Source organism: Citrobacter sp. GW821-FHT02E08, from assembly GCF_059421685.1.
The window spans coordinates 89497-104958 of the sequence record NZ_JBWKVL010000013.1; the positions used below are offsets into that span (position 1 = coordinate 89497).

Genomic DNA, 15462 nt, shown 5'->3' on the forward strand with positions numbered 1-15462 from the left:
CGGACAGACAGGCTAACAGGTAACGTAATGAAAACAGACAACGCAAGCTCACTTGAGCAACACGCTGCGAAACGACGCTGGTTGAATACCCACGAGGAGGGGTATCACAAGGCGATGGGGAACCGCCAGGTTCAAATGATCGCCATTGGCGGCGCGATTGGCACCGGCCTTTTTTTAGGTGCTGGCGCGCGTTTACAGATGGCTGGCCCTGCGCTGGCGCTGGTGTATCTGGTGTGCGGTATTTTCTCGTTTTTTATTCTTCGTGCATTGGGCGAACTGGTGCTCCATCGCCCTACCAGCGGGAGCTTTGTGTCGTACGCCCGTGAATTTTTGGGTGAAAAAGCGGCTTTTGTCGCAGGCTGGATGTACTTCATCAACTGGGCGATGACCGGGATCGTCGATATCACCGCCGTGGCGCTGTACATGCATTACTGGGGCGCTTTCGGGGATGTACCACAGTGGGTCTTCGCCCTCGGCGCGCTGGCGATCGTCGGCACCATGAACATGATCGGCGTGAAGTGGTTTGCCGAGATGGAGTTCTGGTTCGCGCTGGTAAAAGTGCTGGCGATTGTGGTTTTTCTGGTGGTCGGTACCGTCTTTTTAGGATCAGGCCAACCGCTGGATGGCAATACTACCGGGTTTCATTTGATCACCGATAACGGTGGATTCTTCCCGCACGGTCTGCTGCCAGCACTGGTGCTGGTGCAAGGCGTGGTGTTTGCTTTTGCCTCCGTTGAGATGGTGGGGACAGCGGCCGGGGAATGCAAAGATCCGCAAACCATGGTGCCAAAAGCGATTAACAGCGTGATCTGGCGAATTGGTCTGTTCTACGTCGGATCGGTGGTACTGCTGGTGCTGTTGCTGCCGTGGAATGCTTACCAGGCAGGCCAGAGTCCGTTCGTGACCTTTTTCTCAAAACTGGGCGTACCTTATGTCGGCAGCATTATGAACATCGTGGTATTGACTGCGGCGCTCTCCAGTCTCAATTCAGGTCTGTACTGCACCGGACGTATTTTGCGCTCGATGTCGATGGGCGGTTCTGCGCCTAAATTTATGGCGAAAATGAGCCGTCAACAGGTGCCGTATGCCGGAATTCTGGCGACGCTGTTCGTCTACATTTTCGGCGTATTGCTCAATTATCTGGTTCCTGCTCAGGTCTTTGAGATCGTGCTGAACTTTGCATCGCTGGGCATTATTGCGTCGTGGGGATTCATCGTGGTCTGCCAGATGCGTCTGCGCAAGGCGATTAAAGAAGGCAAAGCGGCAGACGTCAGCTTCAAAATGCCGGGCGCGCCGTTCACCTCCTGGCTCACACTGCTGTTCCTGCTCAGCGTGCTGGTGCTGATGGCGTTTGACTATCCTAACGGAACCTGGACCATCGCTTCCCTGCCGTTGATTGCGATTTTGCTGGTTGCCGGTTGGTTTGGCGTACGTAACCGCGTTGCGGAAATTCACCGTCATGCGCCGGGCGTTTCAGAGGATGCTGCGCTCAAAGAAGCAACAGCGGATCAGCGATAATTTGTGTTGGATGCCCGGTGACGCAACGTTTACCGGGCATTTGCGAAAAGCCGGACAGCACGTTCCGGCTGAGCGAAATTAATTCGCTTCGATAAGCTCAGCAACGTCATTGCTGTTAATTTCCCGCTTATTGCCGTCCTGATCGGTGTAACTGGTCATTCCCGTCTCTTTATCCAACTTTGGTTTACCCTGAATCACAATGGTTTTCCCCTGTTTCGTCGTCATGACGTAATCGGTGGTGCAACCCGACAGAGTGAAAAGCATAGCGCCCGCGCAAAGGCAGATAAGTGGCTTCTTCATAATATTCCTGTATTTTTCAATCATCCAAACGTGACGGTAGTGTAATTCCCTGATGTTGACCAGGCTACTTGCGGGGTGTAACGAGGCATGTCGGCTTGTGGGAGGAAAGACAGGAGAGGATTTCCCTCTCCTGTTGGGGATTACAGTGCGATACGAATCACATCATCTGGCTGGGTGGCTTCCTGCTCGCGAGTCGATTTTTGTTTAACGCTCACGTAGAGGGTTTTTCCATCGGCAGAAAGCGCGAGGCTATTCGGGAAGGTCGGCGTGTCAAACGTCTTCACAACGTTGTAGCGCTTCGCGTCAATCACACTGACTTTACCGGCCTGACGATGGGTGACGTAGGCTTCGTTACGCGCCGGGTTGAACAGCACTGCCAGCGATTCAGGCGCCGCCACTTTTGCCAGCACTTTGCCGTCACGCGTATCAATCACTAACACTTCTGCCGCTTTCGAGTCGGTGATAAACGCGCGGTGCCCGGCCGTGTCCAGGCTCAGGTTAATAAAGAAGTGCTCTTTACCGTCATCCAGCAACTTCTTGCGGCTCAGAATTTTATTATCGGCGGTATCAATGGTGATGAATTCGCCATCAGCGTTGGTGGTATACAAACGCCCGGCTTTACTGTCGACAGCCAGACCGGTGCTCATCTTGCCGGTATTCTGGATGGTGGTTTTCAGTTTGATGGATTCACCGTCGACCACCCAGACAACGCTCTCTTTACCGATGCCGCTGATGTAAACCGTATTGGTTGCCTCATCCGCCACCAGTTGGCGGGGCTGCAACGGACGCACCTCTTCTGAACGCTGGCGGGGATCGAGGACCAGGCGACCTTTGACATCACCCGTTTTGGCGTCAATGGCCGTCAGCGCGCTGTTGACCGTATTGCCAAACCACAGCGTTTGGGTTGCATTGTTAACGGTTGCGCCAAACGGTTTGAGATCGTTGTGAATCGCCTGAGTGACTTCCAGCGTGACAGGGTCGAGGCGATACACGATGCCGCCTTTGTCAATTTTACGGCTCTGCGACGTGGCCAGCCACAACGCATTTTCCTGCTGGCTATAGGCCATTTCATATGCGCCCTTACCTACGGCTTTACGCAGCATTTCTTCCGCAGCCTGCGTGCTAAATGACGACGCAACAAGCAGTGAACCTAACAATAATGAACCCCGCAGGCGCGGCGAAAACAGATGACGTAAATGCATGACGACTCCCTTTGATAAATATCTGTATAACTGCTTCACACGGCTTCGACGAGCAACATCATGGTGTTGCTTTTTATGAATGCGAATAGTAATCATTATTTATCAATATGTGGAGCATTCTTTTCACCCGCCGCGTAATCTTCTTAATTTCTCCACGAAGGCACGAATGGTCACAAGGGTATTGACGTGTTGAATAGCGCAGAAAGGTAATGCATCAATAGCGGGGTTATCCCCGCTATATTCCGGAGAGGTTAATTAAGATATTGCGTTCTAATGACGGTCACATTTTTAGCAATGATCTCTTTCAGACACTGGCGGCACTCGTCTTTATCTCCTTGCGCCAGCGCGTCGAGCAACCTGTGATAATACTCCACACGGCTCTGATAACCGTCAGGCACCCCATTGCCATATAAAAAATGCAGGCTGGGGCCCATTCGTACCCACAGTTGTTCAATCATTTGATAGAGCGTTGGCATATTGGCATAACGGTAAATTTCAAATCGTAACGCGTGGTTTGCCAGAAGTCGCTCTTGTATCGTGCCGCCTTCGTGCGCCTGTTGATACTGCTCCAGCAGCGTGGTGAGCGTCTGCATATGCTCGGCAGAAATCGCCTCTGCCGCCGCCGCTACCGCCATACCTTCAAGCTCGGTGCGGACGTGGTTGATCTCTTCCCATCTCGCCAGTGAGATGTCTGGCACCATAAAGGCCTGCGCCGGAGCAACAGCCAATGCGCTGGCGGAGACCAGCCGCAGTAATGCTTCCCGAACAGGTGTAATACTGACCCCCAGATCGTGGGCAATATTTTTCGTTATCAGTCTCGCACCTGGTTTTAATACACCTATCGTCAACTGGTGTTTCAAACCGTTCTCAACCTGTGTCGTCAGGCTGATATGTGATGTTCTTTCCAAACCGGGCATTTTACATCCTTCAGTTATTCATCGAGCGACATCTCAATTAAACCCCTATATAAAGCAAGGGATTTAATTTTAAAAAAGTGAACCTGGTCAGGAATAATAAAAATAAAAACCAAAAGTGATAGTTTACCAGTGTGATATTTCGCTTGTTAACGTTCTGTGACGTATTTTGCGGTGCTTTAATTAAAGCCGCAAATGACAAATTTGCCCATTTTTTATGGCGGCATTGCACCGCCATTATTACTTTACACTTCATCCGTCAGTTGGATGACGACTTTGCCGAAGTTTTTCCCCGTTAACAGGCCAATAAACGTTTCAGGGGCATTCTCCAGACCGAGAGTGACCTGTTCACGATAGTGAATTTTCCCTTCTTTCACCCAGCGCCCCATCTCCTGCTGAAACTCGTGAATCCGGTGCCCATAGTCCTGGCTAATAATAAACCCTTGCAATCGGATCCGTTTTTTCAGAAGCGTGGCCATCAGTAACGGAAGCCGATCGGGGCCCTCGGGCAGGTGTGTGGCGTTATAGCCGCTCACCAGGCCGCAGAGCGGGATGCGTGCGGACGTATTGAGCAGCGGCAGAACCGCCTCAAACACCTTACCGCCGACGTTCTCGTAATAGATATCAATTCCCTGAGGGCAGGCTTTCTCCAGTTGCTCCGCAAAGTCTTTCGCATAATGGTCAAGGCAACTGTCGAACCCGAGAACTTCGATGGCGTGACGACATTTTTCAGCACCACCCGCAACACCGACGACCCGGCAACCTTTCAGCTTACCAATTTGCCCCACCGTCGCCCCTACTGGCCCCGTGGCGGCGGCGACAGCCAGCGTCTCTCCCTGTTTTGGTTGCCCGATATCCAGTAATCCCATATACGCTGTAAAGCCGGGCATTCCTAACACCCCCAGCGCCCATGAGGGATGCTCAGGGTTGTGACCCAGTTTCACCAGACCCTCGCCGTTGGAAAGATCATAGTCCTGCCAACCGCTGTAGCTCAGAACCCACTCTCCCGCAGGATAATTCGGATGATTTGATTCCACCACACGACTGACCGTGCCCCCGACCATCACGTCGCCAATATCAACCGGTGGCGAATAGGACGGTTCATCGCTCATGCGTCCACGCATATAGGGGTCAAGTGAAAGGTAAACGGTGCGCAGCAAAACCTCTCCTTCGCGTGGGCGCGCAACTTCATTCTCTTCGAGGCGAAAGTTGCTGGCAGTCGGTGCGCCATGTGGACGTGACGCCAATACCCAACGACGATTACGATGTGTTTGTTGACCCATAATGTTCTCCAGTATATTTGGCATGAATTCCTCAATACTAGTCTCCTGCCACTGATGACGCACTAACCTTAATTGCTGCCAGGATTTAAACGCACCACCAGATAAACGCAGGCGGATGACGTTTCATTAATAAAGCGGCAGTCATTGGGCGGTCCGAGCTCAAGACAATCTCCTGCCTTCATTTCATGGCGGGTATCCCCTTCAACAAACACCAGTTCCCCCTGTTGTAACCAGATAAGCTGTCGGGCCAGCGCGTAGGACGATGCCGGCATCGGGATGTCGCTGCCGGGGGGGAGCTCAATCTGCACCAAATCGATGGGCAGGTCGCTGCGCGGCGATACATGGCGGCGCAGATAGTGCGTTTGCGGATCGTGCCAGACCGGTTGATCGGCAAAGCGCAACAGTTTGCCCTCCTGCATCTCGGCGCGGGCGATCAGCGTCGACATGCTAATGCCAAACGCGCCCGAAAGTCTGCCAAGCAGCGTTGCCGTTGGACTGCTCTCTCCCCGTTCAATTTTGTGGATCATCGCCCGTGAGACGCCCGCCCGTTCGGCAAGCTCCGTCAACGACCAGCCCCGTGACTCGCGTTCAATGCGAATTCTGACACTGATCCGTTGATTTATATTGTCTTCAATAGTATTCATATCGTAATACTATAGTGAACACACCCTGAGGTTCAACATGCCCATTCGATTTGCCAGCAAAGATGACTGTGCCGCCATCGCAGAAATCTACAACCATGCCGTTTTACACACCGCCGCTATCTGGAACGATCAAACTGTCGATGTCGACAACCGCATCGCCTGGTATGAAGCGCGTCAGTTCCTGGGCTATCCGGTGCTGGTCAGCGAAGAAAATGACACGGTCACCGGCTATGCCTCCTTTGGTGACTGGCGCAACTTTGAGGGCTTTCGCCATACCGTTGAACACTCGGTCTACGTTCACCCGGAACATCAGGGTAAAGGGTTGGGGCGAGCACTGCTCAAAAGACTGATTGATGAGGCGCGTGCGTGCGGTAAACACGTGATGGTTGCCGGGATTGAGTCGCAAAACCTCGCCTCGCTGCATCTGCATGAATCACTGGGATTTAAAACAACAGCGCAAATGCCGCAGGTCGGTACGAAATTTGGTCGCTGGCTGGATCTGACCTTTATGCAACTGCAACTGGATGATCGTATCGATCCGGACGGACACAGATGAACCAGACGCTGACCGTTGCTTTCCTGATTGCCGCAGGCATTGGCCTGGTTGTACAAAACACCCTGATGGTGCGGATTACCCAGACCTCGTCGACTATCCTTATCGCGATGCTGCTCAACTCGCTGGTGGGCATTATTCTGTTTGTCAGCATTTTAGGGTTCAAACAGGGGGCGGCGGGATTTGGCGAGCTGATGTCAAGCGTGCGCTGGTGGACGCTGCTCCCCGGCCTGTTAGGGTCGTTTTTTGTTTTCGCCAGCATCAGTGGTTATCAATATGTCGGCGCGGCGACCACCATTGCGGTACTGGTCGCCAGTCAATTGATTGGTGGCTTAGTGCTGGATATCGTGCGAAGTCACGGGGTGCCGATACGGGCGCTGGCTGGTCCCGTGTGCGGGGCGGTGTTGCTGGTGATTGGCGCCTGGCTCGTCGCCAGACGCACGTTTTAGGATGATCAGAGGATCGTGCCGCCTTTGGTGAGCTGATCGCGGCGCGTTTCCATCTCTTCTTTGTGCTGGCGTCCATGATGCGCAATGGCGGTACGCAAGCGTTGCTGCTGGGTATAGCGATCTTCCCGACTCAGCTCGCCATCATCGCTTAGCACCACCAGCAGTTCATTCATATGGCTGATCACGCCTTCGTTAATGGCGGCATCGACGCGTAAACTTACCTCATCCAGATGCGACATATTTTCTCCTTAACGTCTTAATTCAATTTCGCTTTTGAAAAATCGCTGCCCATCAGGCTTACGCTGTAACCGCTCACATTACTGCGCGTAGCGTAGAACGTTTTTCCGTTAGCCAGCGCTATCCAGGGCGCTTGTTGATAAAAAATGTCCTGCGCCTGACCGTACAACGCCGCGCGTTTGGCCGGATCGCTGACCAGCTTCGCCTTCTGCACAAGCGCATCATATCCCTTATCGCACCAGCGTGCGGCATTCGATCCGGTTTTGATGCTATTACACCCTAACAAGACATCGGCAAAATTATCCGGGTCTCCGTTATCAGACATCCAGCCAAACAGCGCAGTATCATGTTCGCCTTTACGCATACCGGAAAGGTACTCGCCCCATTCATAAGAGACAATTTTTGCCGTTACGCCCACTTTTGCCCAGTCGCTCTGGATCATCTCGGCAATTCGCCGTGAGTTGGGGTTATATGGACGTTGAACCGGCATTGACCAGAGCGTCACTTCAAAGCCCTTCTCCTGCCCGGCCTGTTTCAGCAGTTCTTTCGCCTTTTGTGGATCGTAAGTGTAGTCGTTAAGGTCTTTTTTAAAGCCCATCATCTTCGGCGGAATGGGCGATTTTGCGACCGTGCCAGAACCTAAAAAGACCGCATTAATGATCGCGTTTTTGTCCGTGGCGTAATTCAGCGCCTGGCGAACCAGAAGATTATCCAACGGTTTCTTCTCTGTATTAAACGCCAGATACCCCACGTTCAGCGCATCAACGGTATGCAGCGTCAGATCTTTATTCTTTTTAATCTCATCAAACTGCACAGGCGCGGGCGCGGGAATAATCTGACATTCGTTGGTTTGCAGTTTTGCCAGGCGCGTCTGGACGTTAGGCGTAATCGAAAAAATCAGGTGCTTCGTCGGCACATCGCCATCCCAATAGTGAGGGTTCGCCAGATAGCGAATCTGCGCATCCTGCTTGTACTGTTGTAACACGTAAGGGCCGGTGCCAATCGGCCAGTTATCGACGTTTTCCGGCGTGCCTTTTTTCAGCATGGCATCGGCATATTCCGCCGACAGAATAGACGCAAAATCCATCCCCCAGTCGGCGAGAAACGCCGCATTCGGCTCGTTCAACACAAACTGTACGTGGTAATCGTCAAGCTTCTTCACCTCTTTGATCAATTTGTCCAGACCGACATCATTGAAGTATTCGTAGCTCCCCTGCGAAACGTTGTGATAGGGATGGCTGGCGTCTTTCTGGCGCAAGACGGAGAAAATAACGTCATCAGCGTTGAAATCACGGGTGGGCTTGAAGAATTTATTACTGTTGAACTTCACACCCTGCCTCAGGGTGAAGGTATAGGTTTTGCCGTCTTCAGAGATCGTCCAGTCAGTCGCCAGAGACGGGACCGGGGTATTTTTTAGCGGATCAAAATTGATTAATCGGTTGTACAGCACCTGAGAACTGGCCACAAACGAGGGGCCAGAACTGGCGATTTGCGGGTTAAACGATTCGGGAGACGCTTCCGAGCAATAGATGAGGGTATCCGTCGCTGCCGCCACGGCGGCTCCTGTGGGCAACATTGCGCTGAGCGCCAACGCAAGCACTGCTTTCCCTGTAGACATAGTTATAGGCCTTTTCATTTTAGTATTAAGGGGACCATCTGAGCATAGTTGACAAAAACTGACAAATAACGAATCACTCTCAGGTTATGCAAATCCGGCATTTTTCGCTGATAAATTCCGCAACGGACGTGAAAGAATTTCCCTTAAGTCTTTTTGTTAACGTCAAGAATTTTCCTAGTCCTCTATGCCTGGAAAATTCACCCCTTTTTGCCTCTCTTCCGCCGTTTGCATGTCGCGGCGACCCGTAAAGTAGATGCGTGAAGAAGTCTAAGGGACAATAACGTGGCAAAAACTCTCTTGCGTAGCGGCAATCTGGATGACTATCAGGCCGTGGGCGGCGGCGGTCAGGCCGTTTTTGATTCAGCATTGCAAATTCGTGAAACGCTGCGCCTGCGTAAACAGCAGGCCATGGCGGAATGTCTGGCGATACCGCAACTCAATGATACCGGCGAGCGCGTTGACTGGTATTCCCCGGTCGAGGGAGAGGCTATCGGGTGGAAATCCGCCAGTGAAGAGTCGCGTTTACGGGCGCTGCGCGTGCTGGCTGGCATGGTAGAAACGGCAGCAGCATTGAGTCGAAAAAGCCTGCAATCCGGTAAAACGTCTCTGCAACTGTTTGGATCGTTGCTGGAGAAAGCCCTTCAGTTCCCTGGCGAAAATCATGTTTTTTTGGTGAGCGGTAAGCCGGTTATCACCTTCTGGGGTTTCGTGAATCTCAATGAAAATACCCGTGATGAGGTCCTGGATTGCCTGCGCACCTTTGACGCGCCACCTGCGCTTTGCACAGAACCGGAGCCGGAAGATGAACCCGTACCCGAGGTAACCTTCGCTCAGGCGGATGAACCTCTGCTGGTGCCTGTTATCGAGCCACTCCCGGAGCCTGAGCCGATTTCAATTACTGCGCCGCATGTCAGTGAGCCGGAAACGCCAGCGCCGTCGGTGAAACCCGTCCGCCGTCTGCCGGTGTGGTGTTTACCGCTCGCGGCGGCGGTGATTGTGGTTATCGCTGCGCCATTGCTGTGGAAGCCATCGGTTGTCGTCACTGAATCCCCCGCCCCCGCGACGCTGGCCGCATCAGAGATAAAATCGTTGCCGAAGACAATCGCCCCGCTGCCGCTGCATCAGGCGGAAGTGATCCCGGCGCCTCAACCCGTGAAAAAAGCGGAGCAGTCGGTGGTGATTGCCGCCATCCCGAAAGATGCGCTGGTGATGGATGCCAATCAGATGAAAGCCGGGACGACACGTTTTTTAAACGGCAACTGGCGCGTGATTTTAGATGTGAAGGACCCCATCACCGGGAAAGCGCCTTCTCTGCGCTATCAGTTGCAAAACAATAAAGGCACCGCTCGCGTGGTGCATGGCGACAGCATCGTCTGTCGGGCCGAGGTGTTCTCTGGTCTGCATCAGACGGGTGAGCTGATGATCAAGAGTCGTGGCAATGCGCGCTGCACTGACGGTTCACGCTACCCGATGCCGGAAATTACCTGTAAAGCGGGCGTTAATGACGTCGCGACTTGCACGGCGCGTTACGATGCCCACGCGGCGCTGCCGTTGACGTTTAAAAAGATAGGTGCCTGATTTTATGCTGGTAAATCTGTGTGATTACAAACAAAGCGTAACGCTCATCGCCAACAGCGGCGTACAGTTTCTGGATTTCGGGCTGACGCCGCAGGAATCCGCGCACCTGGGACGGTTTGTGCGAAAAACCGCCAATGGCCCTTTGCTGCGGCTGGATTTCGATCTCAGCAGCGGTCGCTATACGTTACCGGTGCGAACCGGCGGGCAACCGGAAGTCGTTAAACCTGAAAGTACCCAAACGCTGCATCATTCGCTGGAGGTGCTTGACGGTGTCTGGCTGCCGCTGCCGTTTTTGCGCTTCAATCCCCCCCGCACTTTCGTGGAAGGCCCGGATAATTGGGCGCGGGTTCAGGTGCGCAAACTGGCGCAACCCGACGGGGCAGGAAACACCCATCGCGTTACCCTGGCGTTAGACAGCCAACTGGCACAGAACGTCTCTGCAACGCTTGCGCCAAACGAAAACGATCTGCTCAACGGTACGCGCTTTGCGCTCGCCTGGCGCGATGACGAAGTGGCCGATTTTCTGGATCAGACCTGGGTTGACGGCTGGTTGCGGGAAGCCTTTTTCCAACATCTTACCCAGAAAGAAGATCACTCAGAGCAGGACGTTCAACTGGCGCTGCGTAACTTTGAGTATCAGGCGCACTGGCTGAATCTGCTGACGCTGCTGGGCGAACAACTTGCGATGCCGGAAGTAAAACTGGTTACTCATACGCTGAGTACGCCTGCGATCCCGGTCGATTTGATTCTGGATGTCGGCAATACGCACACCTGCGGCGTCCTGATTGAAGATCACGGCGACGCCAACGACGGACTGCGCCAGACGGCAGAATTGCAGGTGCGTTCGTTAAGCGAGCCGCAGTTCCTCAACGATCCCCTCTTCACCAGCCGCCTGGAGTTCTCTGAAGCACGCTTTGGCAAGCAGCACTTTTCCGTCGAAAGCGGCCGTGACGATGCTTTTGTCTGGCCTTCCATCGTACGGGTGGGAGACGAAGCCCGAAAACTGGCCATGCAGCGTCTGGGCACCGAAGGCAACAGCGGGATCTCCAGCCCGCGCCGCTATCTGTGGGATGAAACGCCGGTATTGCAGGACTGGCGTTTTAGCCAGATGAACAGCAAAACCCAGCGCGAGCCGCTCGCCACCGCGTTTCCGTTAATGAACCTGATGAATGACGACGGAGAGCCGCTGTTCAGCCTGCCGCAGGATGACCGATTGCCGGTATTCTCCCCGCAATATAGACGCAGCACGCTGATGACCCACATGCTGTGTGAAATTCTGGCACAGGCGCTGGGGCAAATTAACAGCGTCGCGACCCGTCTGCGGCTAGGCTTTCCAACCTCTCCCCGTCAGCTACGTTCGCTGATTTTGACGTTGCCCTCTGCGATGCCGAAACAAGAGCGCGAGATTTTCCGCCAGCGCATGTTCGAAGCCGTCGCGCTGGTGTGGAAGGCGATGGGGTGGCATCCACAAGACGAAGACTTCGCCACCCGCAAACAGCAGGAAAAGAGCGTTATCCCGGTGCCCACGATCCAGATGGAATGGGATGAAGCCAGCTGTGGGCAGCTTGTCTGGCTGTACAACGAAGCGATTTCACACTACGCAGGTCGTACCGAATCCTTCTTTAATGCCCTCTCCCGCCCGGATCGCCTGCCAGAACCCAGTGAGGTAAAAGGTCGGGCGTTGCGCGTTGCCTCAATCGACATTGGCGGCGGCACCACCGATATGGCAGTCGTGCATTACCAGCTTGATGACGGTGTCGGCGCCAACGTCAAAATCACACCGCATTTATTGTTTCGTGAAGGGTTTAAAGTCGCCGGAGACGATCTGCTGCTGGATGTTATTCAACGTTGCGTCCTGCCTGCGTTGCAAACCCGTTTGCAGCAGGCCGGGGTGGGCGATGCCGCCGCCCTGCTGGCGACCTTGTTTGGCGACTCGGGGCGGATAGATACACAGGCGATTTTACGCCAACAAACCGCGTTACAACTGTTTATGCCGCTGGGTCATGCGGTGCTTAGCGCCTGGGAGCAGAGCGATGTTAACGATCCGCTGGCGGGATTACATGCCTCGTTTGGCGAACTGCTGCCTCAGCGTCCTACGCGCAACGTGATGAACTATATCCAGCAGGCGTTCAATCATGCGTTGCCGCCTGGCGCCCCAGCATTTGATCTGCTGAATGTACCGCTACAGGTGCAGTTCAGCACGTTACAGGACGCGCTGCTGGCGGGTCAGTTCACACTGACCTCCCCGCTTCATGCGGTCTGTGAAGCCATTTCGCACTATTGTTGCGACGTGTTGCTGGTCACCGGACGTCCTGCCTGCTTGCCAGGCGTGCAGGCACTGATCCGCCATCTGCAGCCGGTTCCGGTCAACCGAATTGTCTGGATGGACAACTACCGCGTGCATGAATGGTATCCGTTCAGCCAGCAAGGCCGCATTGGCAATCCGAAATCGACCGCTGCCGTGGGCGCGATGCTGTGCAGTCTGGCGCTGGACTTACGCCTGCCGCGCTTTAACTTCAAAGCGGCAGATATTGGCGCTTACTCCACGGTGCGCTATCTCGGGGTGCTGGATAACACGGTGAACACGCTGCGCGATGAGAATGTCTGGTATCACAACGTCGATCTCGACAAACCCGGCATGAAGCTGGACGCCCGTCTGCACTTCCCGTTACGCGGCAACGTTACCCTCGGTTTTCGCCAGTTGGCGAACAGTCGCTGGCCAGCTACGCCGTTGTACACCCTGAGCATCAATTCCGCCGAACTGGCGAAAACCATTGCCGGAGATGGCGTCTTAAACGTGCGGCTACAACTGCGCGGCACAAATAAAGAAAGCGGGCCGGAATCCTTCGTGTTGAGCGATGCCTGGCTACAGGATGGCACGCCTGTCGCCGCCAATGCCCTGACCCTCAAATTAAATACGCTGGCTGACCGCCGACACAGCGGCAGCCACTACTGGATCGACAGCGGGAGTGTGTACCTGAAATGAGTAAGCCGTTAAACACCACACAGGCCATCATTGACTGGGTTAATCACACTCGTCAGCAGACAACACGCCTTGATGATGAAGCCGATGCGCTGCTGGCGCGGCTCACCCAGGCTGGCATGAAAGAGTTGGCCCTTCACCAGGCGCAGGCCGCCAGAGGCAGCGTGGGGTTGTACGGGCATTCACAATCCGCGAAAGCACATCTGCTCAGCGCGCTCTGCAGAGGCGGCAACGGCAAATTGAATGTCGTTACGCCAGATCGTAGTTTTGACTATTTTTCACATATTAATCCGGGGCATGCGCCAACGAATATGGCGCTGCGTTTTACCCGGGACAACGTCGCAACCGACAGCGACTGGCCGCTGCATTTGCGGCTTATTAGCGAAGCGGATCTGGTGCAGATTTTTATCGCCCAGGCCTGCGCGCAGTCCGCCCATCGACCGGTTGAACGGTCGATCATCGAATCACGATTAGAAAAGTGGCAGGCGCTGCGCCAGCGTCAGTCTGTTCCGGGGGTGACGCCTGAAGACGTCGCGGCCATTGCCCATTTCTGGCGAACGTGTGTGCCCTCAGGGCAGCAGCAGATTGACGATGCGCTCTGGCACCAGTTTGCCACCCTTCTGCCCGCTGTCGATCTCACCACCCGGGCAAACGCGTGGGCGTTACTGTGGGGAGAGCAACCGGAACTGACCCGCCAATGGCTGGATCTGGCGCATACGTTGCAGCAAACCGGTCATGCTAAAGAAGTGGCGGCACCACTGAGTTTACTGGTCGACAATTTTGGTTTGCCGGCGGAAAGCTTTCTCACCCAGGGAGCGCAGAGTAGCGGAGAGACACAAAGCGATGTGGTGGTCCATCCGGTGGTGGAGGGGCAACTGCAGAATGCGACCAGCCTGTCGCTGGACGCCCTGGCGTTGTTAACCCGTGAAGTGGTTCTGACCGTTGAAGATACGGTGCTGGATAACGTTGATCTGTTGGATATTCCCCTGTCGCCTGACGTGGCGATTTCCCCGTTATGGCGGGCGAAACTGGACTGGATGCTGGAGAGTTATCGCCAGCGCTTGCAACCCGACGTTTTAGTCATCTGTAACGCTCTCTCATCCCGTTCGCAAACCCCGACTGTCGCTCGCAAACTATCCGGCTGGGTGTATGACACTCAACCGTTGCGCGACGCCGCCATGCCAGGGGTGGTGTGGGCGATTACCCCGCAGGATGCCCGCTTTGCGACGCAACAAAATCTGGATGAAGCCGTTCAGCAGTTAATGGGCAAACCCGGTTTACACTGGGGAACGCTACAGGCGCTGGATAAACACAGTTTACAACGCCTGGTGGAGTGGCTCTCACAGGCGACATCGCCAGCCCAGCGTCAGGCGCGGCTGACCTCGTTGATTGGGCAACATCATCAACAGCTCCGCGACCTGCTGCTTCCGGACGCGGATGAGCCGATGGCCGCCGAGATCGTCATCCGCCAGTTGCAGGCGCAGGCAGCCCGTCATGGCGAACTGCTCGACGGGCTGTTGCCGCCGATTCACCGTTTTGAGTCGTTGTTGCAGACTCAACAACCGCGTGAAGAACAGGTGAGCGGGCTGTTCAGTGAAGAGATCGACCTGTTCGCCGACATGCGCGATGCGCCCCGTCCGGCGGAAAACAAAGAGACCGGCGACCTGGCGCATCGAATGTGGGTTAACCATGTGCGTCAGTGGTGTCGTAATGAGGAGAATGCGCGTCGATTAGGTCTGGCGCCGGAAACGCTCCGACATACCGTGGATATTCTGGTCACCGCAAGCTATCGGCTCGCTCTGCCACAGCATTTACAGCAGATTATGCAGCGTGAAGCGGTTTGTGGCGCGCAGTTGCACGCCGGAATCGGCAACTTTGTCGCCTGGCTCGGCTATGCGGAGGTTGCAGAAGCTGCGCGTCCTGCCAGCCGAATCCGCAAAGGCACCGCTATTTTTAGCGCAACGGAGCAACCGCCGATGTCCCGCTTAACGCAACTGGACGAACAGCCCGTCCATGCCGCCAGTCGCTATGTCTATGACTGGCTGGTTGCGCTTTACACTCGCGCCAATGAAAACAAAGGATACCGGCATCCGCTGGATGTCACAGACGCAGACAAAAAGCGGTTGCGCGAACTCTTGCCACAGGTCTGATAACGAGGCCCAGGCCTCTTATCTGGCCGTGCC

General features: G+C 54.6%; 13 protein-coding genes. 6 read left to right on the forward strand and 7 right to left on the reverse strand.

Annotated features, from left to right (window positions below; translation table 11 throughout):
- The first annotated feature begins 27 nt into the window (after nucleotides 1-27).
- Nucleotides 28-1518 carry an L-asparagine permease gene (ansP, locus tag AC07UY_RS16480; protein WP_494660134.1) on the forward strand — a complete coding sequence of 497 codons (1491 nt, stop codon included), beginning with the start codon at nucleotides 28-30 and terminating at the stop codon, nucleotides 1516-1518.
- Between the two features lie 78 nt (nucleotides 1519-1596).
- Here ansP and AC07UY_RS16485 read toward each other — a convergent pair whose 3' ends face one another.
- From AC07UY_RS16485 to AC07UY_RS16505, 5 genes are all read right to left on the reverse strand, one after another.
- Nucleotides 1597-1818, reverse strand: coding sequence for a YgdI/YgdR family lipoprotein (locus AC07UY_RS16485; RefSeq protein ID WP_494701583.1), 222 nt, complete (start codon nucleotides 1816-1818; stop codon nucleotides 1597-1599).
- Between the two features lie 140 nt (nucleotides 1819-1958).
- Nucleotides 1959-3020: a 7-bladed beta-propeller protein YncE gene (gene yncE, locus AC07UY_RS16490; protein WP_203361158.1), complete on the reverse strand. Its 1062-nt coding sequence runs from the start codon at nucleotides 3018-3020 to the stop codon at nucleotides 1959-1961.
- 251 nt (nucleotides 3021-3271) lie between these two features.
- The gene (locus AC07UY_RS16495; protein ID WP_494660133.1) at nucleotides 3272-3937 is read right to left on the reverse strand and encodes a GntR family transcriptional regulator; all 666 of its coding nucleotides are present in this window, start codon (nucleotides 3935-3937) and stop codon (nucleotides 3272-3274) included.
- Between the two features lie 242 nt (nucleotides 3938-4179).
- Nucleotides 4180-5217 carry an NADPH-dependent curcumin/dihydrocurcumin reductase gene (gene curA, locus AC07UY_RS16500; protein WP_494660132.1) on the reverse strand — a complete coding sequence of 346 codons (1038 nt, stop codon included), beginning with the start codon at nucleotides 5215-5217 and terminating at the stop codon, nucleotides 4180-4182.
- Between the two features lie 68 nt (nucleotides 5218-5285).
- Nucleotides 5286-5861: a helix-turn-helix domain-containing protein gene (locus tag AC07UY_RS16505; RefSeq protein WP_494701584.1), complete on the reverse strand. Its 576-nt coding sequence runs from the start codon at nucleotides 5859-5861 to the stop codon at nucleotides 5286-5288.
- Between the two features lie 37 nt (nucleotides 5862-5898).
- On the opposite strand from AC07UY_RS16505, the gene AC07UY_RS16510 reads away from it, so the two are divergent.
- Together AC07UY_RS16510 and AC07UY_RS16515 are read left to right on the forward strand one after the other, a co-directional pair.
- Nucleotides 5899-6417 (forward strand): GNAT family N-acetyltransferase, encoded by a 519-nt coding sequence (locus tag AC07UY_RS16510; RefSeq protein ID WP_494660130.1) that lies wholly within the window; start codon nucleotides 5899-5901, stop codon nucleotides 6415-6417.
- Nucleotides 6414-6863 carry a DMT family transporter gene (locus tag AC07UY_RS16515; protein WP_494660129.1) on the forward strand — a complete coding sequence of 150 codons (450 nt, stop codon included), beginning with the start codon at nucleotides 6414-6416 and terminating at the stop codon, nucleotides 6861-6863. Before AC07UY_RS16510 ends, AC07UY_RS16515 begins: the two co-directional genes overlap by 4 nt.
- A 5-nt stretch (nucleotides 6864-6868) precedes the next feature.
- Here the strand turns inward: AC07UY_RS16515 and AC07UY_RS16520 are convergent, their stop codons facing one another.
- Together AC07UY_RS16520 and AC07UY_RS16525 are read right to left on the reverse strand one after the other, a co-directional pair.
- Nucleotides 6869-7102, reverse strand: coding sequence for a YdcY family protein (locus tag AC07UY_RS16520; protein WP_494701585.1), 234 nt, complete (start codon nucleotides 7100-7102; stop codon nucleotides 6869-6871).
- A 17-nt stretch (nucleotides 7103-7119) separates the two neighbouring features.
- Nucleotides 7120-8718, reverse strand: coding sequence for an ABC transporter substrate-binding protein (locus AC07UY_RS16525; protein ID WP_494701586.1), 1599 nt, complete (start codon nucleotides 8716-8718; stop codon nucleotides 7120-7122).
- Nucleotides 8719-9000: 282 nt separating this feature from the next.
- Between AC07UY_RS16525 and AC07UY_RS16530 the strand changes: the two genes are divergently transcribed.
- From AC07UY_RS16530 to AC07UY_RS16540, 3 genes are read left to right on the forward strand one after another with little or no spacing between them, the layout of a single operon-like run.
- Nucleotides 9001-10296, forward strand: a complete 1296-nt coding sequence (locus AC07UY_RS16530; protein WP_494701587.1) for an SrfA family protein — start codon at nucleotides 9001-9003, stop codon at nucleotides 10294-10296.
- Between the two features lie 4 nt (nucleotides 10297-10300).
- A complete protein-coding gene (locus AC07UY_RS16535) occupies nucleotides 10301-13282 on the forward strand; it encodes a virulence factor SrfB (RefSeq protein ID WP_494701588.1) in 2982 nt (993 codons plus the stop codon).
- Nucleotides 13279-15429: a virulence factor SrfC family protein gene (locus AC07UY_RS16540; protein WP_494701589.1), complete on the forward strand. Its 2151-nt coding sequence runs from the start codon at nucleotides 13279-13281 to the stop codon at nucleotides 15427-15429. The genes AC07UY_RS16535 and AC07UY_RS16540 overlap by 4 nt, the downstream gene beginning before the upstream one ends.
- Nucleotides 15430-15462: the final 33 nt, after the last annotated feature.

Bases quoted from the DNA above. Each gene is read 5' to 3' on its own strand.
- AC07UY_RS16495 (WP_494660133.1), bottom strand. From the start codon at position 3,937: ATGCCCGGTTTGGAAAGAACATCACATATCAGCCTGACGACACAGGTT.
- AC07UY_RS16505 (WP_494701584.1), bottom strand. From the start codon at position 5,861: ATGAATACTATTGAAGACAATATAAATCAACGGATCAGTGTCAGAATT.
- AC07UY_RS16540 (WP_494701589.1), top strand. From the start codon at position 13,279: ATGAGTAAGCCGTTAAACACCACACAGGCCATCATTGACTGGGTTAAT.
- AC07UY_RS16485 (WP_494701583.1), bottom strand. From the start codon at position 1,818: ATGAAGAAGCCACTTATCTGCCTTTGCGCGGGCGCTATGCTTTTCACT.
- AC07UY_RS16515 (WP_494660129.1), top strand. From the start codon at position 6,414: ATGAACCAGACGCTGACCGTTGCTTTCCTGATTGCCGCAGGCATTGGC.
- ansP (WP_494660134.1), top strand. From the start codon at position 28: ATGAAAACAGACAACGCAAGCTCACTTGAGCAACACGCTGCGAAACGA.
- yncE (WP_203361158.1), bottom strand. From the start codon at position 3,020: ATGCATTTACGTCATCTGTTTTCGCCGCGCCTGCGGGGTTCATTATTG.
- AC07UY_RS16525 (WP_494701586.1), bottom strand. From the start codon at position 8,718: ATGTCTACAGGGAAAGCAGTGCTTGCGTTGGCGCTCAGCGCAATGTTG.
- AC07UY_RS16520 (WP_494701585.1), bottom strand. From the start codon at position 7,102: ATGTCGCATCTGGATGAGGTAAGTTTACGCGTCGATGCCGCCATTAAC.
- AC07UY_RS16510 (WP_494660130.1), top strand. From the start codon at position 5,899: ATGCCCATTCGATTTGCCAGCAAAGATGACTGTGCCGCCATCGCAGAA.
- curA (WP_494660132.1), bottom strand. From the start codon at position 5,217: ATGGGTCAACAAACACATCGTAATCGTCGTTGGGTATTGGCGTCACGT.
- AC07UY_RS16535 (WP_494701588.1), top strand. From the start codon at position 10,301: ATGCTGGTAAATCTGTGTGATTACAAACAAAGCGTAACGCTCATCGCC.